This is a genomic window from Actinoplanes sp. NPDC049316 (assembly GCF_040677315.1).
Lineage (GTDB): Bacteria > Actinomycetota > Actinomycetes > Mycobacteriales > Micromonosporaceae > Actinoplanes.
The window spans coordinates 97,431-122,756 of sequence record NZ_JBFAQM010000016.1 but is presented as its reverse complement, the minus strand read 5'-3'; the positions used below and the strand labels follow the sequence as shown (position 1 = coordinate 122,756).

Genomic DNA, 25,326 nt, shown 5'->3' with positions numbered 1-25,326 from the left:
ACCGATACCGGCCGATCGAATCAAGCGGCGTGCGGGAGCGGGGACGCCCCACCGGGTACGCGGGCGTGCTCGCGCACCGCATCGAGCAGTGTGGCGGCGACGTCGTCCCAGGAGTGGGCTCCGCCGTACGGCAGCGGCGCCGGAGCGGCCGCGGTCAGCCCCGGCAGCAGCTCCACCAGCCGGCGGGCCAGCGCCTCGGGCCGCGGCGGCACCACGACGCCGCCGGCCGCCCGGGTCGAGTCGCGCAGGCCGGGCACGTCGTACGCGATGGTCGAGGTCCCCATCGCCGCGGCCTCGGTGACCACCAGGCCCCAGCCCTCGCGGACGCTGGTCGCCAGGTGCACGTGGGCGCGCGCCATCCGGTCGTGCTTGACCTCCTCGGACACGCGGCCGAGGAACTCGACGCCCTCCGGGGCCTCGCGGCGCAGCCGGTCCAGCAGCGGGCCGCCGCCGATCATCCAGAGCCGCAGGCCCGGCACCTCGCGCCGGGCGAGCTGGACCGCGTGGACGACCTCGCGGGGACGCTTGTAGTTGACCATCCGCCCGCAGAACACGGCCGTGGGCGTCGCCTCCTTGACCACCTGCGGCAGGGTCGCCGGCGGCTCGTAGCCCTCCGGCACGACGGTGACGTCGCGGGCGCCGAAGCGGGCCAGCGCGTCGCGGGTCGAGTCCGAGACCGCGAGGATCGGCGCGCCGGCCAGGCGGCGCAGCCAGCGCGGCTCGAGGACGTAGCGGCCCAGGTGCGCGGCGAGCGGCGGGGCGTTGATGTGCCAGATCTCCTCGCAGGTCTGATGCACCAGGGCGATCGTGCGCGCGCCGTCGTCGACCCATTCGTGGGCGTGGAACGGCACGGTGTTGGTCTCGTCGACGACCACGTCGTAGCGGCCCCGGCCGTAGCGGTCCCACCAGCGGCGCGCCTCGCGGTACACGGTGTAGCGGTTGCCGGCGCGGACGACGCGGTAGCCGTCGACGATCTCGGCGGCGGGGCGCCCGGCGACGGCCGCGGCGAACAGCGTGACCTCGTGCCCGGCGGCCGCCCAGCGGCGCAGCACCTGCTCGGTGTAGACCTCGGCCCCGCCGGATTCGGGGTGGGCCAGGTCGCGCCAGTTCAGGACGAGGATGCGCACGGTGTGCTCCGCAGGTCAGGCCGCGGTCGCGGCGGTACGGGAAGAATCGGCACCGGCCGCGTCGACTTGAGGCGCGGTCCGCGGCGCCCGGGCCCACAGCCGGCCCTCGAGCACCGCCATGAGCAGCAGCGTCGGGGCGAGCGCGGCGGCCGAGCACGCGGCGATCTGGGCGGCCGAGTCGTGCCACACCTCGATCAGCGCCACCTCCAGCACGGCGCCGGCCCACGGCACCGCGATGGTCCACGCCTTGCGGGCCAGCGCCGCGTTGGTCAGCAGCGTCACGAGCGAGGTGGTGGCGGCGATCGCGGACAACGCGCGGACGAGACCGCCGGCGTCGGCGTACCCGTCGCCGTAGAGGACGCGCAGCACCAGCGACGGCACCGCGATGATCACGGCCGCGCCGAGCGCGGCCGGCCCGGCGACGGCGAGGCCGCCGGTGACCAGCGCGCGTCCCCGGCCGGGCCGCGGCCAGGCGGCCAGCAGGCGCGGGAACACCGCCGCCATGATGCCCGCCGGCAGCGCCAGCACGGTCTTGGCCACGGTCGCGGCCGCGACGTACGCGCCGGACGCGTCCTCGCCCAGGTGGTGGCGGGCGAGCAGCAGGTCGGCGGTGGAGAACAGGAACAGCCCCGTCACGGCCAGGCCGGCGTGTGCGACCGCGCCGAGACGCAGCGCGGCGCTGCCCCGGGGACCGCCCGGGTGGCGCAGCGGACCGGCTGCCACGATCAGCGACGCGGCCTCGGCGACGACCGTGCCGAGCAGGGCACCGGTCACGCCGAACGGCACGATGAGCGCCAGGCCGAGGGTGAGGCGGGCGACGGTGCTGACCACGTACGTCATCGCGACCGTGCCGACCCGCCGGTCACCGAGCAGCAGGCCGCGCGCCGCCGCCACCACGGCCGCCACCAGCAGGTACGGCGCCAGCTGCACCGCCTCGGTCACCGACGCCAGGTGGAAGTAGTCGCGCAGCAGGGGAGCGCAGAGCAGCACGACGAGTGCGGGGCCCAGCGACCACAGCGCCACCGAGCGCAGCGTGCGCCGTACCGTGTCGCGGGTCAGCCCGTGCTCGGCGACGAGCGCGGACGCGGCGGTCTGCAGCGCGCCCAGCGGCACGCCGAGCATGAGCATCGCCGACAGCACCGCGCCGAGGGCCCCGTACGCGCCGGGGTCGAGCAGCCGGCCGACCACCGAGTGGAAGGCGAGGTTGCCGGCGCTCTGCACCGCCACGGCAGCGGCGATCGGCGCGGCGCCACGGGCGGCGAGACGCGCGAGGCGGCCGAGGAGTGGATGCACATCGTCTCTATCGACGGCCGGGCCGGTTTTCCGAAGGTTCTCTCGTCGTGTGCGTCGGAGATCCATAATCGGGGGGAAATGACCGATTACCGGCAGGCCGGCACGGCACCGCAGGCGCCGCGGATCCCCGCGGCGGCGCCCGGCCGTGCCCAGATCGTGGCGGCGGTCACCGAGGCGCTGGAGGCCTCCGGTGAGCGGTGGGCCTGGCAGGGCGAGGCCGGCGAGGAGCAGCGCTGGGCGGCCCGGACCGGCCCGAAGGACCTGGACATCTGGTACGCCGGGGAGCCGTCCGCCGACGACCCGGTGGCCGTGCTCAGCCGCCGGTTCGCGTGCGCCCGGGTCGCCGAGGCGCTGGACCGGCGCCGGCTGCGGCACCTCAGCGTGGCCGTGGAGACGCCGACCGGTCCCGCGGTCGTGGACGTCACGTACGGCGACCTGTGCGTCGGCCCGGTGCTGCTGGTGCCCGGCACGCACGCCACGGTCGACCCCGCCACGCACCGGTTCACCGGCGCGGCGGCCGTGGCGGATCTGCTCGTCCGGCCCGTGCTGCGCGGCCGGCTGCCCACCCGCAACCGCCTCGACGAGGCCCGCGCCGCCTGGGCCGACGCCGACCCGGGGCACCGCCGGGCGCTCGCGTACGGGCTCACCGTCCAGCTCGGCGCGCGGGTGGCGGGGGAGCTCATCGCGGTCGCGAACGGGGAACCGCCGGACGCGTCGCTGCCCCGGCGGGCCCGGATCCGGCTGGCCGCCCGCAGCCTCGCACCCGGCGTCGTGGGGGCGACCTGGGCGCAGCGCCGCGCGGTGCTGCCGGCCGCCGGCGCGAAAGGGCCCGTGGGCCTGCGCACCCGGGGCGTGGTCGTGGCGCTGGTCGGCACCGACGGTTCCGGCAAGTCCACGGTCGCGAACGAGCTGCACGAGCGGCTGCGCCGGTACGGGCTGCCCACCGCCTCCGCCTACTTCGGCATGGCCCGCGGCAACCTGCCCGGTGTGGCGCTCGCCCGCCGCCTGCTGCGGGTCGGCTCGACCGCTCCGCGACCCGGCGGCGCACCCTCCCCGCAAAAGGCCGACCACCAGGCGTTGCGCCAGGCGGCGGCCTGGTTCTACGCGGGCGAGTACCTCTGGCGCTACCTGAGCGTCGTCGCGCCCGCGGTGGCCCGCCGCCGCGTCGTCATCGCCGACCGCTGGGTCTACGACCTGCGCGAATCGCCCTGGCCCGGCTCGCGCGCCGCGCGCGTCGCCGAGTGGGTGGTGCCCGCGCCGGACCTGCTCGTGCTGCCGGACGCGCCCGCCGAGGTGATCCACCGCCGCAAACCCGAACGCAGTCTCGCCGAGCAGGCCGGCCAGCAGCAGCGCTTCCGGGACCTGCTCGCCGAGCGTCCGGCCCGGCACGGCGAGCTCGTCGTGGACAGCTCGGGAGGCCCGGCCGACCCGCTCGCGGCCCTGGTGGCGGCGGTGGTGCAGGCGGCCCACGCCCCGCGGCGCCGCCCCCGGTGACCCTGACCGCGAGCCGGCCCGCCGCGGCGCGCACCGGCCCGCGGCACCGGTGGCTGCCCGGCGTCGATTCGCGCTCGGCCCGGCTGACCGCGGAGTCGGCGCTGCTGGGGGTGATCGTCGGCGCGGCCGTCGTGGCGCCGTGGACCCGCGAGGGGTACCTGCTCCTGCTCGACTGGGTGTCCGGCCCGCACCAGGCGATCACGCCCGGCCTGTACGGCCTCGACCCCGCCTCCCTGGACGCGCTGCCGTACCGGTTGATCACCCACGGGCTGCGCTCGGTGGTCGGCGCCGGCGCCACCAGCTGGCTGATCGTCTTCGCGTACTTCCCGATCGTGGCCTCCGGCGTGTCCGCCCTCGCCGCGGGCGGCCGCCGCCGGCGCCACCCGGCCGCGCTCTTCGCCTGCTGCAACCCGTTCGTCGTCGAGCGCATCCAGGCGGGACACGTCGCGTTCCTGCTGTCCGTCGCCCTGCTCAGCTGGCTGCTGGCCTCGGCCGTACGGGCCCGCCGGCGGGACCGCTGGTTCGCCGCCCGGCCCGCCGGCTGGTACGCACTGGCCATGGCCGTCGGCCCGCACGCGGCCTGGCTGGGCGGGGTGGCGCTGCTCGCCGTCACGCTGCTGCCCCGGCCCCGGCGGCGTGACCTGATCCGTCTGGGCTTCGTGGTCGCGGCCGCCGCCTGCATCTACTCGTACGCGGTGGCCCTGCTGCTCAGCGCGATCCTCACCGTCCGGGTGGGCGGGCAGGACCTGGAGGTGTACGCCCCGCACGCCGGGCCCGGCGGCCTGCTGGCCACCCTCGCCTCGCTGCGCGGCTTCTGGCGCGGTGCGGCCGACAGCAGCCCGCAGGTGGCTCTCGGGCTCATCCCCGCGGTGGTGATGGTGCTGGCCGCCGTCGCGGGCCTGGCCCGGCTGTGCCGCCGCGGCCCGGTTGCCGGCGCGCCGCTGGCCGCGCTCGCCGTCGTGGGGGTGCTGCTGGGCGCCGGCATCCACGGCCCGCTCGGCGGCGCGTACCGCGCTGCCTTCGACGTGCTCCCGCTGTTCGCCGCGATGCGCGAGCAGCAGAAGTGGGTCGCGCTGACGATGCTCGCGTACGCGGTCGGCATCGGTGTGGCGGTGGAGGCGCTGTACGGCGTCTGCCGATCGGCCCGTCCCGTCATGGCGCGGCTCCCCGCCGCCGGTTCCCTGGTCGCGGTGGCCGGGGTGTACGCCGTGGTCGCCTCCTCACTGCTGTGGGGGCTGGGCGGCAGCGTCAAGGTGAGCCAGTACCCGGAGTCCTGGTACACCGCCGACAAGATCATGGGTTCGGGCACCGAGTCCGTGCTGTTCCTGCCCTGGCACGAGTACCAGCCGTTCGGCTTCACCGGCAACCGGACCGTCGCCACCCCCGCCGGGGCGTTCTTCCGCCGCCCGGTCATCAGCAGCGATGCCGTGGAACTGGGCCCGGTACGCACCAACTCGGTGTCGCGGCGGATGGCGTACGTGCAACGCCTCGTGGCGGCCGGCGGTGGGGGCGCGTTCGGCCGGCTCGTGGCCCCGCTCGGGGTGCGCTACGTCGTGCTGGCGCGCGAGCGCGAGACCGAGCAGTACGCCTGGCTCGCCACCCAGCCCGAGCTGAAGCGGGTGCTGAGAACGCCCGACCTCGACGTCTACCGGGTCCAGGCAGAGGGCACCGGGCGCGTGGTCGGCGCCCGCGCGGGCGGCTACGACGAGGTGGTCACGCTGGCGGCCCGCAGGGTGCTTGGCACCGAGGCGGTGCTGCCCGGCGGCCGGGCCCGGCTGCCCCTGCCCTCGACGGCGGCCGGCGGGATCGAGCGGCTGAGCTCGACGAGCTGGCGGGTGGAGGCCGGCACCCCGGGCTGGGTGGTGATCCCGGAGGAGTGGTCCCCGGGCTGGTCGGCGGGCGACCTGCGCACCCGGGCCACGGCGGCCGGCACGGTTGCGGTCGATGCCGGGGACGCCGCGTTCACCGTGCGCTACACGCCGTGGCGGTGGCTGCGGCTCGGCCTCGCCGTCTCCCTGCTGTCGATGGCGGTGCTGGCGGCAGCGGGTCTCGTGGAGCACCGCCGGGAGCTCTGGCACTGGTGGTGGGGCGACGCCCCGGAGGTCAGGCGGCCTCGGCGACCTGAGCGGTCCACGCGGCGGGGACGGTCACGGCCTGCTCATCGTGCGCGGCCCGCACGTCGGCCGCCGGCCGGTACTGACGGGTCAGGTGCAGCCGGGCGAAGATGACGAAGGTGTCGCGGATCGTCCGCAGGATCGCCTTGCTCGTCACCGTGGAGCCGGCCACGCGCTCCTCCAGGCGGACCGGTGCGCCGACGAAGCCGCGGATCCCGGCCGCCTTGGCGGCGACGAAGAACTCGAGGTCGAAGGCGAAGCGGCGCTCGCGCAGCCGGGGCAGCAGGTCGGCCAGCACGTCGCGGCGCAGCACCTTGCAGCCGGTCTGGGTGTCGCGCATGCCCAGCAGGAACAGCAGCGTGACCAGCGTCGAGTAGAAGATCGAGACGAGCTTGCGGAACGGGGAGGAGGCGCTGGCCGAGCCGGCGTGCCGCTTGTCGGCGTAGACGCCGGCGTGCCCGCCCTCGCGCGCCAGCCGCAGGTAGTCGACCAGGTGCGCGGGGTCGATGTCGCCGTCGGCGTCGACGAAACCGATCCAGGAGCCGCGGGCGGCGGCGAAGCCCAGGTGCAGCGCGCCGCCCTTGCCCTGGTTGACCGGGCTGATCACGGTCCGCACGCCGGGGATGCCGGCGAGGGTGCGCTCCGAGCCGTCGGTGGAGCCGTCCGAGACCGCGATGACCTCGAAGGCGACCTGCTCGGCGGTCAGGCAGGCGACCAGCCGCTGCACCGTCGGGCGCAGCGCGGCGCCCGGGTTGTAGAACGGCACCACGACCGTCAGCTCGACGGCGGCGTCGGCCGGGCCCCACAGGCGCGCGGCGTCGAACAGCGGCGCCGTGCGGGCGTCGCCGGCCGAGGCGGCGGTACGGGCGGTGGTGGGGTGCAGCGTGACGGTCATGCCCGAGTCGATCGGCGGGCCACCTCAATGCAACCTCTGGTGATCTTCAAGCCCGTGGCAAGGTTGCGAACCGGGTTCCGGGGGGAGCGGTTCTGCAACCCGGGCGTGTCACGATGACGTCGTGACCATCACCCGTACGCCCAGGTCAGGCCCGCTGCTGCTGGCGGCCGCGCTGCTGGGCGCGGTCGTCTCCCCGGGCGCCGCGCTCGCCGACGGCCCCGGGTACGGCGGAACCGCCGACGCGCTGACCGTGCAATGGCAGCAGCCGGCCGCCGGCACCGACGGGCTGGCCGTCTACGCCCTGGGCTTCCGCGGCGGATCGCCGGTGAACCTGCGCGTGGGCGCCGGCGCCGAGCGGACCGTGGCAGCGGACGCCTCCGGTGCGCTGCGCGTGCTGGTGGTCGCGGCTGTCACGCCCATGCCGGCCCCGACGGCGGACACCACGGTGCTGCCGGTCGGCGCGGCCTCGGGCGGAGGGCTCTCGACCGGCACGAGCGTGCTGGCGGTGGGCAAGACGCCCGCGGGGGATCTGCGGACCCTCGTCGGGTCGGTGCCGCCGGTGACGACCGGTCGGGGCGTCCAGGATCTCGCGCCCTGGGGCGGCGCAGCGGCGGCGATGGCCGGGGCCGTGCTGTGGCTGCGCCGGCGCAACGCGGCCGCGGCGGCGGGACTCGTGCAGCGCTACCGCCACCCGGCCCGCCACCGCGTCTAGATTTACGCGCCTGAGGGTTCGAAGCGGTAGCCCACGCCCCGCAGCGTGCGGATGTAGCGGGGCGCCGAGGCGGACTCGCCGAGCTTCTTGCGCAGGTTGCCGACGTGCACGTCGATGATGTGGTCGTCGCCGTACCAGTTGTCGCCCCACACGTCCTCGAGCAGCTGCCCGCGGGTGAACGTGCGGCGCGGGGCGGAGGACAGCAGGTCCAGGATGCCGAACTCGATCTTGGTGAGCTCGAGCACCTCGCCGTCCAGCGTCACCTCGCGCACGTCGGGGTCGATGCGCAGGGTGCCGTACTCCCGGATAGCGGTGCTCTGCGCGGACGCGGAACCGCTGCGGGGCCGGCGGCGCATCGCCTGGATGCGCGCGGCCAGCTCGCGGGGGGAGAACGGCTTGGTCACGTAATCGTCGGCGCCGACGGACAGGCCCACGACCTTGTCCACCTCGTCGGTGCGGCCGGTGACCATCACGATGTACGCATCGGTGAACTGCCGGATCTGGCGGCACACCTCGATGCCGTCGACGTCGGGCAGCCCGAGGTCGAGGATGGCGATGTCCGGGCGCTGGCTCTGGGCCTGCTCGACCGCGCCACGACCGTCGGTCGCGACGACGACGTCGAAGCCCTCCTTCTCCAGCAGATGCCGGCACAGCAGCATGAACTCGGGCGAGTCCTCGACGACGAGCGCACGCGGCCTGGACACGGGACCTCCAAATTTCCTTGCGCAGACGGGACGTGGTCCGCCAGTCCTATCGGTCGCGGCGCGCGGAAACGAAGGGTTAGGAGCGGGTACGCAGCGCCGGCGTCTCGATCTCGGCGCGGTCGGGCAGCGGACCGGGCCGGGCGAGGAAGTACCCCTGCCCCAGCCGTACGCCCAGCGCCCGCAGCTTCTCGTGCTCCTCGACCGTCTCGATGCCCTCGGCGATCAGCATGGCGCCGATGTCGTGGGCGAAGCCCACCAGCGAGCGGGCGAGCGCCATCCGTACCGGATCGGCGTCGATGCCGCGGGTGAGCGTGATGTCCAGCTTGATGATGTCGGGGCGCAGCTGCAGGATGTGGCTCAGGCTCGCGAACCCGGCCCCCGCGTCGTCGACGGCGATGAGGATCCCGGCCGCGCGCAGGGCCTCGGTGACCCGCACCACGGCGGGGTAGTCGTGCACCTGCGCGTGTTCGGTCAGCTCGACGGCGATGTTGCGCGAGGCGTGCGCCAGCAGCGTCGCGCTGACCTGCGGGGTCAGCAGCGCCTCCACCGACAGGTTCGCGCTCAGCCAGGCGCCGGCCGGCATCTCGTCCAGGTGCGCGAACGCCCGCTGCAACGCCAGCAGCTCCAGCTCGACGCCGATGCCCGCCCGGGTGGCCGCGGCGAAGGCGTCCGCCGGGCTGGGGAACTTCTCCTTGTCGAACCGGGCGAGGGCCTCGTAGGCCTTGACGACACCGTCCTCCAGATGCACGACCGGCTGGAAGGTGGGCTGGATGGCCCGGGAGTGGATCACTTCCTGGAGGTTCCGCATCGTGGGCGGGACCGGCACGGTGAGCGTCATGCCATCCAGATCGGCGCCGATCCTCAAGCCAGTCTCAGACCGGTTTCAAGAGATCGGCAAGCCCGCCGGCGGATCTCGGGCCGCCGCCGGGCGCGCCCGGGCCCGGACGCGACCTGGCCCCGGCACGCTGGGCGTGACCGGGGCCGTGTGGTGCGAGCGGGCTTCAGACCAGGGCGGCCTCGTTCTCCCGGGCGCGGTGCAGGCATTCGATGAGCTCGTACGGGTCCACCTCGGCGTCCCCGTCGACGTCGACGACGCCGACCCAGGCACCACGGGCCGCCGCCGCGCCGGCCTGCAGCGCCGCGCCCTTGTCGCGTACGTCCGGATCGCTGATGAGCCGCACGTACGGCAGGTCGGCGAGGCTGCTCTGGGAGCCGTCGCTGGAGCCGCCGGACACCGCGATCATCTCGAAGGAGATGTTCTGCGCGTACAGGGTCTCGGCGAGCCGCTCGACGGTGGGCCGCAGCGAGGCCCCGGGGTTGTGGAACGGGATGACCACGGTGAACTCGACGGCGGCCTGGCCCCGTGACCAGAAGTCCCGCGGGGCGGGGCCGGCGACGACGAAGGGAGGAACGGCGATGAGGTGTGCGACAGTCATGCCCGGTGTTTCGGCCCGCCACCTCAATGCAACCTCAGGCCGTTCTCAAGCCGTACGCAAAGCTGGCGGACGCCGCTGAGCACTTTGTGGCCTTCCGGGTGAGCAGCCGCCCGTGGTGCCATGCCGCCCGTGCCCGCCGACCCCCGACCGCGCCGGTGGCCGGTCACCGTTCTCGGGGCCGGGCTCATCGTGGCCCTCGTCCTGCCGCTGGGCCTGCTCGCCCGGCGGGTCCCGGCGCCCACGCCGGCCGCTCCCGGACCGGCCGCCGTGCTGGAGGCCGCCGCGGCAGCCGCCGAGTCGGCGCCGGGGACGCCCCCGCCGCCCGGGCTCATGCGCTACGTGGCCGCGCGGCGGGTCACCCTCGAGGCCGTCCCGGACGGCGACCACCGGCGGCTGGTGCGCACGGGCATGATCACCGAGGAATGGATCCCGGCGGACCGCCGGCGGCCGTGGACTCAGTGGATCCGCGACGACGGCCCGCCGCAGGCCTGGGACGAGCGGACCGGCGCGTACACGGCCGGCGATCCCGTTCCGGCGAGCCGGTGGTCCGCCCGCTGCGGCGCGTACTTCCCGGTGCCCGGCGCGGACCCGTGCCGCCGGCCCGGCCTCTGGCAGGACCCGACCCCGGCGTTCGTCGCCGGCCTGCCCGGCGATCCGGGCGCCCTGCTGGCCCGGTTGCGCTCCGACGCCGCCGGCGACGACCTGGAGGCCCTCACGTACGCGGCCCAGGCGCTGAGCCGCGACCTGCTGCCGTCTCGCGTCCGCGCCACCGTCTACCGCGCCTTGGCGCTGCTGCCGGGGCTCGGGGTGACCGCCGCCCGGTGCACTCTCGGCCGCCGTACGGGCACGGCCCTCGGCCTCGGCCGCGGCGGTGAGCGCCTCGAGATCGTCGTGGACGAGCGGGGCGCCTACCTCGGCAGCATCCGCCGGCTCACGGCGGCCCGCGACGGCCTGGCAGCCGGCACGGTCACGGACACCACCGAGATCACCACCGGCCTCGCCCGGCGCGGCCGGACACCGTGACAGCCGGGCGTGCTCAGGGCGAGGGCAGCCTGGTCGGACGCTCCCGCGCCTCGTCGCGGCGGCGGGTCTTGCCGGCGTACATGGCCGCGTCCGCGATGCCGATCAGCATGTCGCGGTCGGCGCAGCGGCCGGGACGGGCCTGCGCCACGCCCGTGGTCACGCCCACCGACACGGTCGCGCCGAGCACCGCGATGGGTTCGCGTACCGCCGCGGTGATGCGGTGCCGCAGCTCGCCGGCGTCCAGCCCGGCCGCGCCGCGGCACAGGATGAGGAACTCGTCGCCGCCGAGCCGGCCGACCACGTCCTCGGCCCGGACCGCCGCGGTCAGCCGGGACGCGACCTCCCTGAGCACCGCGTCGCCGGCCGGGTGCCCGTAGCGGTCGTTGACGGGCTTGAACCCGTCGAGGTCGCACAGCAGGACGGTGACCTCGTCGAGCACCCCGCGGTCGAGATCCGCCAGCGCGCGGTCGATCTCGGCGGCCATGTGCCGCCGGTTGTGCAGGCCGGTCAGCTCGTCGTGCGTGGCGTGGAACGCCAGCGTCCGCTCCGCCCGGTCGCGCTGGGCCGACAACAGGTGGATCCGCAGCAGCACGAGCGGCACGACGAGCAGGCTGCCCATCGGCAGCAGCAGGCTGGCCGAGCCCTCGCCACGGACGACCTGCACCGCCGCGATCAACGGGTTGGCGCTCAGCGCGAGCGCCAGCCATCCGAGCCGCTGGCGGCTGACGACGGCCCCGGTGTGCGGCGGTGTGGTCACCTCGGCGGCGTCCGGGTGCACCGGCGCGCTCGCGATGGTCAGGTACGCCGCCAGCATCAGCTCGGCGCTCCACACCCCGCTGCCGCCCGGCGAGAGCGCCGACATGACCGTGGAGCCCAGCGTGAGGATCGCGGTGAGCACGAGGTACGCGAGCGTGCCGCGGCCCGGGCGGCCCATCATGCCCAGCCGCAGCAGGCACCCGGCGACGCCGCACAGCACGAGCAGGTCCCCGAGCAGCAGGGCCTGGCCGATCGGCGGGGCGCCGGGCGGCAGGTGGGGACGCACCACCCATTCCCACAGCGGACCACCCGAGCAGAGTCCGAACAGGGCGGCGTCGATGATGCCGCCCGGGTCGGCGCTCGCCCGCCGGCGCAGGGCCATAGCCGTGCCGAGCAGGAACAGGCTGTGGGCCAGCGACTGGGAGAGGTCCGGGAGGGCGCCCTCGGCGCGGCCGAGGTGCGCGTCGACGATCCACTCCGGCCAGGCCAGATGCTGCAGGAAGAGCATGACCAGCCCGGCGACGGCGAGCAGCCAGGGCCGCCGGTCGGGCAGGTTCCCGCTGGCCAGCGCGGCCAGGAAGGTGAGGATCGGCAGGACGGTGACGGCGGTGTAGACGACCACGCGCTGGTCCCGCCCGCCGGAGGCGTACGCCGTACCCGCGAGCAGGAGCACGCCCAGGAATCCGGCATGGACCACCCAGGCCGGCACAGTGGCGCGCGGCCAGCGCATCAGCAGTTCCCTTCCGCCGGGGGATGCATGAGCCTCATCGGCGGCGCGGGTCCGAACCTGAGTACGGGTCCGCGCCGGTGAACCGGCCTCCGTCCTATCCGGCCGGGCGCCAGCCGAGCGCCGGCCCCAGCCGCGTCGCCATGTCGGTCAGGATCTGCACGTAGTCGGCGTGCTCGAAGCTGAACGGCAGGGCGAACGCCACCTCGTCGATCTCCCGGAAGGCGGCGTGCGCGTGCAACCGTTCGGCAATCTCCCCGGACGTGCCGACGAGGTCGGGGGCGAACATCATCCGGGCGGGCCCCTGCGGGGTCGTGGTCCGGGGGGTGCGCTTCTCGGCGTACGCAAGGTATTGGGCCTTCTGCTCCGGCGTGGCGGTGTCCGTCGGGATGACGACGAGTCCCTGCGAGACCCGGGCCCGCTCGCCGTCGGGGTGGCGCGCGCGGAACGCGCGGATGTGCGAGAGCTGGATCTCGGCGAAATCCTCGGACTCCTCGGCCTTGACCACGCTGCTGGTCAGGAAGTTCATGCCGTGCTCGCCGGCCCACTGCGCCGAGCGCAGGCTGGCGCCGCCGTACCAGAGGCGCGAGCGCAGGCCGGGGGAGTGCGGTTCCACCCGCTCGGAGAACACCTCGAAGCCCTGGACGCCGCCGGCGGTGGCGGCGGGCTTGCCGGCCACGAGGTCCAGCAGCCGCTCCACCCGCCGGTAGCTGAAGTCCTCGGTGTCGCCGGTGTCCGGGTAGAGCGCCTCCTTGACGGTGTCGTAGCGCATCGGCGGCCCGACGCTGACGCCCGGGTTGAGCCGCCCGCCGCACAGCACGTCGACGGTGCCGAGGTCCTCGGCCAGGCGCAGCGGGTTCTCCCAGCCCAGCGGGATCACCGCGGTGCCCAGCTCGATGCGGCTGGTGCGCTGGGAGGCGGCCGCGAGCAGCGCGACCGGGGAGGAGATGCCGTACTGCAGGTGGCGGTGGCGCACCCATGCGCTGTCGAAGCCGAGCTCCTCGCCGAGGCGGATCATTTCCAGCGTCGACTCGTGGCCGGGACGGGGGTCGGCGCCGTCGAACAGACCGATCGTCAGGAAGCCCAGCTTGCGCAGCGGGCGGGAGGGCAGCGGCACGAGAAGAGATTCTGCCCTCAATCGAGCAGCGTGCAGAGGGCTGAGTCGAAGATTTCGTGGTGCCGGGACACATCGGCGGCCGTCGTCGCCGGGCACATCAGCGCCATGTTCTGGAACGGGGTCAGCAACACGCCACGATTCAGCAGGTAGACGTGCAGGTAGTCCTCCAGCTCCGCATCGGCGTGGGCCGCCGACTCCGTGCCGGTGCGCGGCGCCGGGCTCACCAGCAGCCGGATCGCCCAGCGGTTGGCGTCCGTCGCGGTCAGCGCGAAGCTCCACGCCGGCAGCCCGAACCGGCGCGCCAGCTCGTCGCCGGCCACCGCGGCGTCCTCAGTGAACCATTTTCAACCTGGCATCGCGGGGGAGTGCCCGGCCATCGCCGCGGTGTCGCTTAGGCAGAAGTCGACGTACTCGTGACCGTCCACGTCGGTGATCCGGGCGCCGTGGGCGCGCGCGTCCCATCGGGACCCACAAGCGTACGTGCCCGTCCGGGTCTGCGACCCGGTCGCGTTGCGCCAGTGGCCGAACGACAGGAATCCGATCTTCTTCCGCACGGGGCCTCTCAACCCCGGCGGGGCCGCTCGGATTCCCCGTTGCCGGTGTCCGCGCCGTCGGCGTGCCCGGTCGCCCGGCGCAGCCGGTCCATGCGGTCCGCGCCGCGCTGCACCGCCTCGCGCGAGCGCTCCAGGAGGTCGTTGCTGCGGTCCGTCCGCGCCGAGGTGCGCCCGATCGACTCCTGGAACCGGCGCATCGGGTCGGCCGGCTGCGGATCCTGGTCGGCCTCCGCCTGGTCGAGGCGCCGCTCGCGCTCGTTGGCGGCGGACTCGCGCGCGTCCGCGTCGCGTTCCCGCTGGTCGGCGTGGCGTTCCCGGGCATCGGCGCGGGCGTCGCGCCGGTCGGCGGCACGCTCGCGTTCGCGTACCCGCCGTTCGCGCTCGTCGAGCTGCGCCGCCGTCACGTCCCGGTCGTCGTCCCGGGAGTCCGCACCACCCACAGGGCCCACAGTATGCGAAAAGCAGTACCATCGGCCGTCCGCCGCCAGGAAGGTTCCGCCGTGCGTCGTGCCCGTCCCGACCTCGGGCTGCTCGCCGCGCTGGGGGCGGCAGGCCTGCTGCTCGCCGTGCCGCCGGCCGCCCACGGTCAGCGCGGCGGGCCCACCCCGGCGGCCCTGGCCTGGCCGGGCGCGCAGCGCGACGTGATCGCGGCCACCCTGCCCGACGGGACCGCGTACGAACCCGGTGCGTTCCTCGACGCCCACACCTCGATCGGCACCGCCCCCACCCGCGACGGCAAGGCGCTCCGGCTGCTCCGGCGCGGGCCGGGCGACTCCGTACGCGTGCTCCGCACGCTGCCCGCGGCCTCGAACCCGTCGTTCCAGGCCGTCACCGTCGCGGGTGACCTCTTCGCCTGGTTCGAGCGGACGGACGGCGGCCGGCTCACGCTCTGGGCGGCGGACCTGCGCGACGGCCGGCCCGCGCGTCAGGTGACCGCCGACACCGGCCAGGCCCGGTTCTACCGATCCGAGACCGACCTCGTGGCCGCCGCCGGCCGGCTGCGCTGGGTCGCCGCGGGGGCCGGTGGCGCCACCGAGGTGCGGTCGGTCGCGGTGGCCGGCGGGCCGGTCGAGGTGCGCCCGGTGCCCGGGACGTGGCGGCTGCTCACGTGGCCGTGGATGGTCGACGGCGTCGCGGACACGGCGGGGGCGGGGACCCTGCGCAATCTCGTCACGGGACAGGACGTCGCGGTCACCCGTACCCGTAAAGGCGCGACCGATTGCAGTCCGGCCTGGTGCCAGGTCGTCTCGCTCGATCGCGACGGCTACAGCCGGATCGAGCTGCTGCGACCCGGCGGCGGGGACCGCCGGGTGGTCGCCGGCGGCACGGCGGCGACCGAGATCGTCGACGTGGCCCCGCTGGACCGCTTCGAGGTCTTCGTGCGGGTCGGCCGCACCGCGGAACTGACCGGCAACGCCGAGCTGCTGGCCTACGAGATCGCGACGCGGCGCACGGTGCAGATCAGCCCGGACGCGGGCCGTATCGCCTACCGCGGCGGGGTGCTGTGGTGGTCGACGGGCAACCAGGAGAGCTTCGTACGCCACAGCCTCGACCTGCGGACGGTCCCGTAGCGGCCGCAGGCGTATCCGGGTGTCCACGGGGTAGGCCGACGGGGTCGCCGAGAACGAGGAGCCCTGCCCGATCCGGGCCGCGTCCACGGCGCCCACCCGGGCCGGGTCCTGCGGCACAGCCTCTTCACCCGCCTGATCGGACACCGGCAGCGGCCGGGCGAGCTCCTGACGGCCGCCCTGCGCGCCCTGCACCGCCGTGGACGCGACGACCGTCACGCACCCTTGGCAGGTACCCCCGGGGGGTATATGGTCAGGGCGAGGAGGTGAGGGGAATGCAACCTGGCACAAGCAAGGACACGACCCTTCTGCTGACGGCAGGGGACCATGAGACCGATGCGGCGGCAGCGCCGCACGGGCACATGGATCACGCGAGTCACGGCGGCCACGGCGGTCATGACAAGCACGCCGGTCACGACCCGGAGATGTTCCGCCGCAAGTTCTGGCTGAGCCTCGCGCTGACGGTGCCGATCGTGCTGACCAGCCACATGGTGATGGACTGGTTCGGCTATTCGATCGACTTCCCCGGCATCGGCCTGGTCGGGCCGGTGCTCGGCACGGTGGTGTTCGGCTACGGCGGGTGGCCGTTCCTGGCCGGTGGCATCGGCGAGGTCCGCGACCGTGCCCCCGGCATGATGCTGCTGATCTCGATGGCGATCACGGTCGCCTACGTGGCCTCGCTGGCCACCAGCTTCGGCGCCTTCGATCTCGACTTCTGGTGGGAGCTGGCCGCGCTGGTGACCATCATGCTGCTGGGCCACTGGCAGGAGATGAAGGCGATCGGTCAGGCCCAGGGCGCGCTGGCCGCGCTGGCCGCCCTGCTGCCCGACGACGCCGAGCGCGTCACCGGCGGCGGCGAGGTCGAGCGGGTGCCGGTCGCGGAGCTGCGCGTCGACGACGTCGTGCTGGTGCGCTCGGGCGGCCGCGTTCCCGCCGACGGCCGCATCGTCGAGGGCTCCGCCGAGCTGGACGAATCGATGATCACCGGCGAATCGCGCCCGGTCGCGCGGGCGGTGGGGGACCGCGTCGTCGCCGGCACGGTCGCCACCGACTCGGCGCTGCGCGTACGGGTCGACGCCGTGGGGGAGGACACCGCCCTGGCGGGGATCGGCCGGCTCGTCGCGCAGGCGCAGGCCTCCAGCGGGCGCGCGCAGGTGCTGGCGGACCGGTTCGCCGCGATGCTGTTCTCCATCGCGACGGCCGCCGCTGTGGTGACCTTCGCCGTGTGGTGGGCGCTCGGCGACGTCGACCAGTCGGTGGTGCGGACGGTGACGGTCCTCGTGATCGCCTGCCCGCACGCCCTCGGGCTGGCCATCCCGCTGGTGATCGCCCTGTCCACGGCCCTGTCGGCCAAGGCGGGCATCCTCGTCAAGGATCGCCTCGCGCTGGAGCGCATGCGTACCGTCGACGCGGTGCTGTTCGACAAGACCGGCACCCTCACCAAGGGCGCCCACACGGTGACCGCCGTGGCGTCCGCCGGCGGCACGTCCGACGACGACGCGCTGCGCATCGCCGGCGCGGTGGAGGCCGACAGCGAGCATCCCCTCGCCCGCGCCCTGACCACGGTCGCCCGCGACCGCGGCCTGCGGGCGACGGCCACCGGCTTCCGGTCGCTGACCGGCCGGGGGGTGCAGGCGGTCGTCGACGGTACGGCGTACGCGGTGGGCGGCCCGGCGCTGCTGCGGGAGCTGGAGACGACGGTCCCCGGCAGCCTGGCGGAGACCACGGAGCAGTGGTCGGCCCGGGGCGCGGCGGTGCTGCACCTCGTACGGCTGCCCGGCACCGGCGCGCCGGAGGTGATCGGCGCGTTCGCGCTCGAGGACGAGGTCCGGCCGGAGGCGCGGCAGGCGATCGAGCAGCTGCGCCGGCACGGCGTCGGCAAGATCGTGATGATCACCGGCGACGCCCGGCCGGTCGCCGAGTCCGTGGCCGCCGATCTGGGCTTCCGGCCCGGCGTGGACGAGGTCTTCGCGGAGGTGCTGCCGGCCGACAAGGACAAGGCGGTGGCCGACCTGCAGGCGCGCGGCCTGACCGTGGCGATGGTCGGGGACGGGGTCAACGACGCGCCGGCCCTGGCGCGCGCCGACGTCGGCCTGGCCATCGGCGCCGGCACCGACGTGGCGATCGAGTCGGCGGGCGTGGTCCTCGCGTCCTCGGACCCGCGCGGGGTCGCCAGCGTCATCCGCCTGTCGAAGGCCTCGTACCGCAAGATGGTCCAGAACCTGGCCTGGGCGGCCGGCTACAACGTCGTCGCCATCCCGCTCGCAGCGGGTGCGCTGGCCTGGGCGGGCGTCACGCTGAGCCCGGCGGTCGGCGCGGTGCTCATGTCGGCCTCGACGATCGTGGTGGCGCTCAACGCGCAACTGCTGCGCCGGGTCCGCCTCACCCCGCAGAACGGATGACGGCGCAAGGCCGTTAGCGTGGACGCCGTGACCCCGGTGGAGGCGGCAGGCATCGGACGTGCGATCCGGTTGTTCCTGCTGCTCTCCACCGTGTTCGGTCTGGCAGCCATGCACACCCTGGGCCACGCCGGAGTGCACGTCGGCACGCACGGGCACACCGCCGCAACCGCCGGCGTCGCGTCACCGGAGGCCGGCGAGACAGCGGCCGCCGGGTCCGCCGATCACTGCCCGGACGGTCACTGCCCGGGCCGTGACCACGGCGGGATGAGCGGCTGGGCGATCTGCCTGGCCGTCCTCGGTGGCCTCACCGCGGCGGTGCTCCTGGCGGCGCTGCTCCTGACATCCCGCCCCGGCCCACTCGGGTGGGGCCCCGGACGACCCTTCGCGCCGAGTGTGCCGCGACCACCGCCGAGACGGTGGATGGGACTGACCGTGGCATCGGTGGCGGTGCTGCGCATATAGAACGCCCTCACCGGAGCGCGGCCGTACGCGCCGTGCCCGGAGACGTTCCTGCGCATCCCGTTCCCCGCCTGGAAAGGTCGTACACCCATGTTCACCGCAGGTTTCCTGCGCCGCGGCGTACTCGCCGGCGCCGCGCTCGCCGCCACCCTGGTCGTTTCCGCCTGCGGCGGTGACGGCTCGTCGTCCGGTTCCGCCATGGATCACGGAGCCGCGACCGCGGCGAGTGCACCGGCGGGCACGGCGGCGTTCAACGACGCCGACGTGACGTTCGCCCAATTGATGATCGACCACCACCGGCAGGCCATCCAGATGGCCGCTCTGGCCGACGGCCGCGCCGCCGACCCCGGCGTCAAGGAGCTGGCAGCCACGATCAAGGCGGCCCAGCAACCCGAGATCGACACCATGAACCAGTGGCTCACCGCCTGGGGCAAGCCCGCCCCCGCGCCAGGTTCCACCATGGAGCCCGGCATGCCCGGCATGGACCACGGTGCGATGCCCGGCATGATGTCCGCCGAGGACATGGCCGAGCTGACGGGCGCCAAGGGTGCCGCGTTCGACAAGCAGTTCCTGACCATGATGATCGCCCACCACGAGGGCGCGGTCCAGATGGCGCAGCAGGAGGCGGCACAGGGCTCCGACCCCGAGGCCAAGGCCCTCGCTCAGAAGATCGTCACGGACCAGCAAGCCGAGATCGCCGAGATGAGGAAGATGCTCGAGCAGTCGTGACGGCTGCGCGCGTGCCGGGCACCCGCCCGGCACGCGTCGTCGGCCGGACCGGTTCAGCCCGGCGGCGCGGCGCCGGATGCGGCCGTGTCGCCGTGGGTGATGCGCAGGTAGTAGCCGTCGGGATCGGCGACGCGGAAGTCCTGCAACCCCCACGGCCTCGGCTGCAGGCCCTCCACCACGACGCCCTGCTGCCGGCAGCGCTCGTGCAGCGCCGTCACCTGGCCCGGCGAGTCCACTTCGAGGACGATCTCCACGCCCGCCCCGCGGCCGGCGGCGAGCCGTTGCCGGGTGAATCCGGGGCCGTCGCCGTGCTCGGGGAGCTTCGCCGCCGGCCCGAGGCCGAACACCACCGAACCGCGGCGCAGGCTGACGTAGTCGTCGCTGCGCCGGGTGACCTCGAAGCCGAGCGTGCCGGCGTAGAACGCGATGCTCGTGTCGAGGTCGTCGACGAACAATTCCATCCGCAGCCGCATCCATCGATGATGCACCGGCGGCGCAGGCCGCCCGGCTTCTCAGCCAGCTCTCAGCCAGACCGTCCTTCCCCGGCGTGCCCGGTATATGGCAGGTTGATGGCAGCCGGCACGCAGGGGGAGCGAGAATGGCAGCACCGAGGCAGGGCCACACCGTCCGTGCGGTCGTCGTCGCCGCCCTCGCCGCCGGATCGCTGATCGCCCCCGCACCTGCCGTGGCCGCCGCTGCCATCCCGTCCGCTCCCTGCCAGCCCGCCGGAGTGTCCTCGGCGGACGATGCGATCGCCGAGCGCCTGAGGCCGGCGATGAACGGCCGGCGGCTGGGCTCCTCGGTGACCGGCTACAGCGTCTCCTGCGCGCGGGCCATCGTGGGCAACGTCAAGAGCCGCGGGCTGAACCAGCGGGCCGCGGTGATCGCCGTGACCGCGGCCATCGCCGAGAGCACCCTGCATAACTACACCGTCGCGGTCGACCACGACAGCCTCGGGCTCTTCCAGCAGCGCCCGTCGCAGGGCTGGGGCAGCCCCGGCGAGCTGCTCGACCCCCGCTACGCCACGCACGCGTTCCTCAACGCGATGATCCGCAAGCATCCGGACGGAGGCTGGCAGATCGGTGACGTGGGACAGATCTGTCAACGCGTGCAGGGCTCCCGCTTTCCGCTGGCGTACGCACCGGAGGCGCACGACGCGCAGCTGATCGTGGGCGCGTTGTGGCCGCAGGGCTCACCTGTCGCCGCCCCGGTGAGGCGGAAGACCCCGGCGAAGAAGCCGGCGGGTCCTTTCCAGCGTGAGCTGGCGGCGGCCGCGACCAGCCTGGGCCCGACCGACGGCCGATACGACATGTCCACGGCCGACTGGAACGGCGACCGCCGTCCGGACCTGGTGGTGGTGCAACGCTCGGGCACCGGCAGCGGGCGCACCGAGCTGTACATCCTGGACGGCACGTCGGCGCTTCCCAAGGGCGCGGCAGGCTTCCAGCACCTGCTGCTGCACACCGGCACCGTCCTCGGCCCGACGGACGAACGCCACGCGTTCTCCATGGCCGACTGGAACGGTGACGGCCGGCCCGACCTCATCGTGGTGCAGAAGTCCGGCACCGCCAGCGGGCTGACGGAGCTGCGGGTGGTCGACGGCGCCTCGGGCTTCCAGCGCTATCTCCTGGAGACGACGACCGTGCTCGGGCCCACGGACGGGCGCTACGCGTTCGCCATGACGGACTGGAACGGCGACGGCCGGCTCGACCTGGTGGTGGTGCAGAAGTCGGGCACGGCGAGCGGCAAGACCGAGGCGCGGATCCTGGACGGCACGTCCCAGTTCCAGCACTACCTCACCGAGGCGGCCACGGCGTTCGGCGCGGCCGACGACCGCCACGACGTGTCGCTCGCGGACTGGAACGGCGACGGCCGGCCCGATCTGGTGTTCGTGCAGAAGACGGGCACGGCGAGCCGCAAGACCGAGGTACGCATCCTGGACGGCGCGTCCACCTTCCGGCGTGGCCTGCTGAAGGTGACGACGGCGCTCGGCCCGACCGGCGCACAGCACGCGTTCTCGCTGGCGGACTGGAACGGCGACGGCCGGCTCGACCTGGTGGTGGTGCAGAAGTCGGGCACGGCGAGCGGCCGGACGCAAGCGCGCGTCCTCGCGGGATAGTCACGCGGCCGGTGCCGCCTACGGTGGACTCGTGTCCCATGGCGGGCGGCAGGGCCGGCCGGATCATCGGCGTCACGGTGGACGTCACCGAGCGCGGCCCCGACGGGCAGGCGACGGCCTGAACGGACCTCAGAACAGCGACAGCTGCCCGGGCGTCGGGTCGCGGCGCCCGCTCATGCCCCGGCGGATCACCCAGGGCTGCAGCTGCGGGATCGGGTCCTCGTCGAGCGGTTCCCGCTGGGGTGGCACGCCGCCGGTGAGCGCCCACAGCGACGGCCCGAGGTTGATGCCGCGCTCGCGCAGGGCCCGGCGGAACACCGCCATGCTCAACGGCAGCCGGAGCGCGTCCAGCTCGGGCAGGGCCAGGTCGGTGCGCATGCTCATGAGCCGCCGGTTGCGCTCCACGGTTTCGCGTACGCCCGCAGCGGCGAGCTGAGCCGCGGCCTTGTCGCCGACCGCCTCCCGGACCAGGTGCAGCTCGCCCGCGTCCAGGGCGGCCCACGCGGAGTCGACCGAGCCGAAGGCCGCGAGCAGCCGCGCCGCGGTCGCCGAGCCGAAACCGCGGACGCCCGGCAGATTGTCCGACGGGTCGCCGCGCAGCGCCGCGAAGTCGCGGTACTGCCACGGCTCGACGCCACACAGCTCGGGCAGGCCGGCGGCGTCGACCAGCACCGCCTCGTCGAAGCCGCCGTTGCGGACGCGCAGCACGGAGGTGGTCTCGTCGATGAGGGCGAACGCGTCCCGGTCGCTGGTCATGAGCACCGCGCGCCAGCCGTGGCGGCGGGCGTGCGCGGCCGAGCTGGCGAGCACGTCGTCGGCCTCGTACGCCGGTGGCACCACCGTGCGCACCCCGGCGGCGGTCAGCAGCTGCGGCGCCCCGGCGATCTGCTCGGTGAGGTCGGCGGGCTTCTCCGGGCGATGCGCCTTGTACCCGTCGTAGTCGGTCCGGCGCGCTGAGTCATGCGGGCAGTCGAAGCCGACGATCAGCGCGTCCGGTCGCAGGTACGCCGCCGCCCGCGCGATGAACCCGACGAGCCCGCGCAACGCCCACACCGGACGGCCGTCCGCGTCCAGAAAGCCGTCTGCCGCACCGGCGTGGTATGCGCGGTGCAGCAGACTGTTGCCGTCGAGCACGAGCAGCAGAGGGGCGGACGGCGACACGCGCCGAGTCTAGTCCTCGCTGCCGCCGGCGTTGATGGACGACGCCTTCACCGCGCCGCTGGCCAGACCCCAGCGTTCCAGCAGCTCGCCGTACGCGCCGGAGCGGATCAGCAGGTCCAGGGCGTCGCGCAGCGTGTCCCGCAGCGCTGTGTTGTCCCGGGCCACGGCGAGGCCGTACAGGCCCGGCTCGTACTGCACGGTCGACGCCAGCTGGAAGTGCGAGCGGGTGCGCTGGTCGGTGGTCAGGTGCGCGGCGGTGGGGTAGTCGCTGAGCACGGCCACCGCACGTCCCGTACGCAGCCGCAGCAGCGCGTCCGAGTTCGTCTTGAAGGTGCGTACCGTCATGCGCTGTTCGCCGCAGCCTCGCTGGGACCGCTCGAGCAGGTCCACCTGGACCGTGCCCTTCTCCACCGCCACCACCCGGCCGCAGAGGTCCTTGAGGTCGGTGACGCCGTGCGCGTTGCCGCGCTGCACGATGATCGAGGTCCCGGCGGCGAAGTAGTTGACGAAGTCCGTGGTCTTCTCGCGCGCGGCGGTGTCGGTCATGGCCGACAGCACCCCGTCGTACGTGCCGGCGGCCGTCTCGTCCAGCGAGGAGTCGAAGTCGGCGGCGACCATCTCGACCTTGATGCCGAGCACCGCGCCGAGGGCGGCGGCGAGGTCGGGTTCGAAGCCGATGATGCTGCGCCCGTCGGTGCCGTACGACTCCATGGGCGGGTAGCTGGGGTCGGTGGCGAGGCGGATCGTGCCCCGGTCGCGGACCTTCTGCGGGAGCGCGTCGTGCAGCCCCTGGTCGAAGGCGACGTCACCGGCCGTACCGGCGTCGCGGTTGACGCCCTTCGTGCCGGCGCAGCCGGTGGTGGCGACGACGAGCAGCACCGCGGTCGTCGCGAGAGCCGTCCGGAATCCGGGCATGGGTCCCCCTTTTCACGTGCCGGCCGTGACAGCGGGGAGCTCCCGCCCGGCACGGCCGGTCGTCTCGATCAGGTCGGTCCAGGTCAGCGGGGCGGAGAGCAGCGTGCCCTGCACGGCGTCGCAGCCGGCCTCCTCGAGCCAGGCCCGCACGGCGGCGCTCTCCACGCCCTCGGCGGTGACCCAGCAGCCGAGGCCGTGCGCCAGCTCGATGACCGAGCGCACGATCGCCTCGCTCTGCGGGTTGCGCGTGATGCCGCGGACGAAGATCTGGTCGATCTTGATCTCCGACACGGGGACGTTGCGCAGCTGCGACAGGCTCGTGTAGCCCACGCCGAAGTCGTCGACCGCGACGCCGGCGCCGAGGCCGACCAGGTCGATCACCGCGCGGGTGGCGGTCGCGGCGTCGCCGGCCAGGGCCGTCTCGGTCACCTCGAGCATGAGCATGTCGGCGGGGACGCCGTACTCGGCGACCGTGGCGGCGACGAACTCGGCGAAGCCCGGCACCTCGAGGTTGCGGGCCGACACGTTCACCGCCACCGGCCACGTCCGCCCGGCGGTCAGCCAGTCCCGCTGGTCGGCGAGCGCCCGGTGCAGCACCCACGCGGTCAGCGGCTCGATCAGCCCGGACTGCTCGGCGGCGGGCAGGAACTCGGCCGGCGACAGCAGCCCGCGTACGGGGTGCTGCCAGCGGACGAGCGCCTCCACGCCACAGATCTCGCCGTCCGACAGGCGGATCTTCGGCTGGTAGTGCAGGACCAGCTCGTCGCGTTCCAGCGCGTGGCGCAGCTCGGCCTGCACGACCAGCCACTGGGTCGAGTGCGCGACGCCGCCGCCGGCGTACACCACGATGTTGATCGTGCCTCGTTTGCCCTGGTACATGGCGGCGTCGGCGGACTGCAGCAGCTCCTCGACGCCCGCGCCGTGCTCCGGGTAGAGGGCCACGCCGAAGCTGGCCTCGATGGTCAGCGGGATGCCGTCGAGGACGATCTCCTCGGTGAGCCGGGCACGGACGCCGGCCAGCAACGCCACCACCTCCCCGCGGCCGAGCCCGGGCAGGATCAGGCCGAACTCGTCGCCGCCGAGCCGGGTCACGGTGTCCTCGGGCCGCAGCGCGCCGACCAGCCGTTCGGCCACGACCCGCAGCAGCTCGTCGCCGGCGTGGTGGCCGAGCGTGTCGTTGACCTCTTTGAAGTGGTTGAGGTCGACCAGCACGACGGCGCCCCGGCGCGGCGCGGTGTCCAGCGCCGCCCGGGCCCGTAGCCGGAACGCGGCGCGGTTCGGCAGCCCGGTGAGCCCGTCGTGCAGGGCCTCGTGCTCCTGCCGGGCCGCGTAGCGGCGCAGCGAGCGGGTCGTCGACCAGGAGATCAGCGCGAGCACCAGGTACAGCCCGACGAGGCCGGCGCCCAGCCGCCAGTACGTCACGCTCATCTGCCGCTGCAGGTGCGCGGCGATGGTCTCGTACGGCAGGTACAGCTCCAGCACCCCGATCGCCCGGCCGGAGGCGCTGGGCACGACCGGCTCGAGCACGCGGATGACCTCGCCGGGGTCCCGCTCCGGGTCCGGCACGACCGCCACGTCGGTGCTGCCGACCGAGGCGGCCGTGAACGCCGGATCGCCGACCGGTACACCCCCGACGGTGGAGCCGTCGTCGGAGAACACGACCTGCCCGGTGAAGCTGCGCAGCCGCATCCGCACTACGGACCCGTGGAAGATCGCGAAGTCGGTGGCGGACTGCAGCCGGTCGCGCTGCGCCGAGGTCAGCCCGGCGGCCAGGTCGGCGCCCTCCAGCGCCGGGGCGACCGCCATCTCGGCGATGACCACGGCCTGCGCGCGGCCCTGTTCCTCGGCCTGCCGCGTGGCGTCGTCCCGGTAGCCGTTGACCAGCACGGCGCCCAGCACGGCCACGGGCACCAGGCTCGCGGCGGCGTACGCGACGAACAGCCGCGACCCGCCTTCCGCACCCGATCTGCTCCGTAACCGCACGGCGCTTCTATCGGCGCGAGCTGCGTCACCTGAAGGAG

The 25,326-nt window shown here is 74.4% G+C and carries 23 protein-coding genes and 1 pseudogene; 9 read left to right on the top strand and 15 right to left on the bottom strand.

What is annotated here, in order from left to right:
• Positions 1-20: 20 nt before the first annotated feature.
• Together AB0K03_RS23840 and AB0K03_RS23835 are read right to left on the bottom strand one after the other, a co-directional pair.
• Positions 21-1,127 (bottom strand): glycosyltransferase family 4 protein, encoded by a 1,107-nt coding sequence (locus AB0K03_RS23840; protein ID WP_364688326.1) that lies wholly within the window; start codon positions 1,125-1,127, stop codon positions 21-23.
• 15 nt (positions 1,128-1,142) lie between these two features.
• The gene (locus AB0K03_RS23835) at positions 1,143-2,420 is read right to left on the bottom strand and encodes a polysaccharide biosynthesis protein (protein ID WP_364688324.1); all 1,278 of its coding nucleotides are present in this window, start codon (positions 2,418-2,420) and stop codon (positions 1,143-1,145) included.
• 78 nt (positions 2,421-2,498) lie between these two features.
• Here AB0K03_RS23835 and AB0K03_RS23830 point away from each other — a divergent pair, with 78 nt between their 5' ends.
• Positions 2,499-3,914 (top strand): thymidylate kinase, encoded by a 1,416-nt coding sequence (locus tag AB0K03_RS23830; protein ID WP_364688322.1) that lies wholly within the window; start codon positions 2,499-2,501, stop codon positions 3,912-3,914.
• Entirely contained in the window at positions 3,911-6,142 is a 2,232-nt protein-coding gene (locus AB0K03_RS23825) for a hypothetical protein (RefSeq protein WP_364688320.1), read from the top strand. The genes AB0K03_RS23830 and AB0K03_RS23825 overlap by 4 nt, the downstream gene beginning before the upstream one ends.
• A gap of 100 nt (positions 6,143-6,242) precedes the next feature.
• On the opposite strand, the pseudogene AB0K03_RS23820 reads toward AB0K03_RS23825, so the two are convergent.
• A pseudogene (locus AB0K03_RS23820) lies at positions 6,243-6,923 on the bottom strand (glycosyltransferase family 2 protein); the annotation flags it as partial.
• 121 nt (positions 6,924-7,044) lie between these two features.
• On the opposite strand from AB0K03_RS23820, the gene AB0K03_RS23815 reads away from it, so the two are divergent.
• On the top strand, positions 7,045-7,635 hold the full coding sequence (locus AB0K03_RS23815; RefSeq protein ID WP_364688318.1) for a hypothetical protein: 591 nt from the start codon (positions 7,045-7,047) through the stop codon (positions 7,633-7,635).
• 2 nt (positions 7,636-7,637) lie between these two features.
• Here the strand turns inward: AB0K03_RS23815 and AB0K03_RS23810 are convergent, their stop codons facing one another.
• From AB0K03_RS23810 to AB0K03_RS23800, 3 genes are all read right to left on the bottom strand, one after another.
• On the bottom strand, positions 7,638-8,339 hold the full coding sequence (locus tag AB0K03_RS23810) for a response regulator transcription factor (protein WP_364688316.1): 702 nt from the start codon (positions 8,337-8,339) through the stop codon (positions 7,638-7,640).
• Positions 8,340-8,415: 76 nt separating this feature from the next.
• Positions 8,416-9,177, bottom strand: coding sequence for an EAL domain-containing protein (locus AB0K03_RS23805; RefSeq protein ID WP_364688314.1), 762 nt, complete (start codon positions 9,175-9,177; stop codon positions 8,416-8,418).
• 163 nt (positions 9,178-9,340) lie between these two features.
• Complete coding sequence (locus AB0K03_RS23800; protein ID WP_364688312.1) at positions 9,341-9,775, bottom strand: glycosyltransferase; 435 nt, start codon at positions 9,773-9,775, stop codon at positions 9,341-9,343.
• Positions 9,776-9,904: 129 nt separating this feature from the next.
• On the opposite strand from AB0K03_RS23800, the gene AB0K03_RS23795 reads away from it, so the two are divergent.
• A complete protein-coding gene (locus AB0K03_RS23795; protein WP_364688310.1) occupies positions 9,905-10,798 on the top strand; it encodes a hypothetical protein in 894 nt (297 codons plus the stop codon).
• Between the two features lie 13 nt (positions 10,799-10,811).
• Here the strand turns inward: AB0K03_RS23795 and AB0K03_RS23790 are convergent, their stop codons facing one another.
• The 5 genes from AB0K03_RS23790 to AB0K03_RS23770 all read right to left on the bottom strand — a co-directional run bounded on the left by AB0K03_RS23790 (position 10,812) and on the right by AB0K03_RS23770 (position 14,392).
• Positions 10,812-12,284: a GGDEF domain-containing protein gene (locus tag AB0K03_RS23790; RefSeq protein WP_364688308.1), complete on the bottom strand. Its 1,473-nt coding sequence runs from the start codon at positions 12,282-12,284 to the stop codon at positions 10,812-10,814.
• A 94-nt stretch (positions 12,285-12,378) separates the two neighbouring features.
• The gene (locus AB0K03_RS23785) at positions 12,379-13,398 is read right to left on the bottom strand and encodes an LLM class flavin-dependent oxidoreductase (RefSeq protein ID WP_364688306.1); all 1,020 of its coding nucleotides are present in this window, start codon (positions 13,396-13,398) and stop codon (positions 12,379-12,381) included.
• Between the two features lie 17 nt (positions 13,399-13,415).
• Positions 13,416-13,718: a hypothetical protein gene (locus AB0K03_RS23780; RefSeq protein ID WP_364688304.1), complete on the bottom strand. Its 303-nt coding sequence runs from the start codon at positions 13,716-13,718 to the stop codon at positions 13,416-13,418.
• Positions 13,719-13,742: 24 nt separating this feature from the next.
• Complete coding sequence (locus AB0K03_RS23775) at positions 13,743-13,952, bottom strand: hypothetical protein (RefSeq protein WP_364688302.1); 210 nt, start codon at positions 13,950-13,952, stop codon at positions 13,743-13,745.
• An 8-nt stretch (positions 13,953-13,960) separates the two neighbouring features.
• Positions 13,961-14,392: a hypothetical protein gene (locus tag AB0K03_RS23770; RefSeq protein ID WP_364688300.1), complete on the bottom strand. Its 432-nt coding sequence runs from the start codon at positions 14,390-14,392 to the stop codon at positions 13,961-13,963.
• A gap of 60 nt (positions 14,393-14,452) precedes the next feature.
• Here AB0K03_RS23770 and AB0K03_RS23765 point away from each other — a divergent pair, with 60 nt between their 5' ends.
• The 4 genes from AB0K03_RS23765 (at position 14,453) to AB0K03_RS23750 (ending at position 19,110) form a co-directional block, all read left to right on the top strand.
• Positions 14,453-15,523: a hypothetical protein gene (locus AB0K03_RS23765; RefSeq protein ID WP_364688298.1), complete on the top strand. Its 1,071-nt coding sequence runs from the start codon at positions 14,453-14,455 to the stop codon at positions 15,521-15,523.
• Positions 15,524-15,882: 359 nt separating this feature from the next.
• Positions 15,883-17,922: a heavy metal translocating P-type ATPase gene (locus AB0K03_RS23760; RefSeq protein WP_364688435.1), complete on the top strand. Its 2,040-nt coding sequence runs from the start codon at positions 15,883-15,885 to the stop codon at positions 17,920-17,922.
• A 27-nt stretch (positions 17,923-17,949) separates the two neighbouring features.
• Entirely contained in the window at positions 17,950-18,384 is a 435-nt protein-coding gene (locus tag AB0K03_RS23755; RefSeq protein WP_364688296.1) for a hypothetical protein, read from the top strand.
• An 87-nt stretch (positions 18,385-18,471) separates the two neighbouring features.
• A complete protein-coding gene (locus AB0K03_RS23750; protein ID WP_364688294.1) occupies positions 18,472-19,110 on the top strand; it encodes a DUF305 domain-containing protein in 639 nt (212 codons plus the stop codon).
• Positions 19,111-19,163: 53 nt separating this feature from the next.
• Here AB0K03_RS23750 and AB0K03_RS23745 read toward each other — a convergent pair whose 3' ends face one another.
• Positions 19,164-19,583, bottom strand: coding sequence for a VOC family protein (locus AB0K03_RS23745; RefSeq protein WP_364688292.1), 420 nt, complete (start codon positions 19,581-19,583; stop codon positions 19,164-19,166).
• A gap of 125 nt (positions 19,584-19,708) precedes the next feature.
• On the opposite strand from AB0K03_RS23745, the gene AB0K03_RS23740 reads away from it, so the two are divergent.
• Positions 19,709-21,229 (top strand): VCBS repeat-containing protein, encoded by a 1,521-nt coding sequence (locus tag AB0K03_RS23740; RefSeq protein WP_364688290.1) that lies wholly within the window; start codon positions 19,709-19,711, stop codon positions 21,227-21,229.
• Between the two features lie 129 nt (positions 21,230-21,358).
• Here the strand turns inward: AB0K03_RS23740 and AB0K03_RS23735 are convergent, their stop codons facing one another.
• The 3 genes from AB0K03_RS23735 to AB0K03_RS23725 are packed head-to-tail and all read right to left on the bottom strand — an operon-like array spanning position 21,359 to position 25,288.
• Positions 21,359-22,390: a 5'-3' exonuclease H3TH domain-containing protein gene (locus tag AB0K03_RS23735; RefSeq protein WP_364688288.1), complete on the bottom strand. Its 1,032-nt coding sequence runs from the start codon at positions 22,388-22,390 to the stop codon at positions 21,359-21,361.
• 9 nt (positions 22,391-22,399) lie between these two features.
• Positions 22,400-23,305: an ABC transporter substrate-binding protein gene (locus AB0K03_RS23730; RefSeq protein WP_364688286.1), complete on the bottom strand. Its 906-nt coding sequence runs from the start codon at positions 23,303-23,305 to the stop codon at positions 22,400-22,402.
• Positions 23,306-23,317: 12 nt separating this feature from the next.
• Positions 23,318-25,288, bottom strand: a complete 1,971-nt coding sequence (locus AB0K03_RS23725) for a bifunctional diguanylate cyclase/phosphodiesterase (RefSeq protein ID WP_364688284.1) — start codon at positions 25,286-25,288, stop codon at positions 23,318-23,320.
• Between the last annotated feature and the right edge of the window lie 38 nt (positions 25,289-25,326).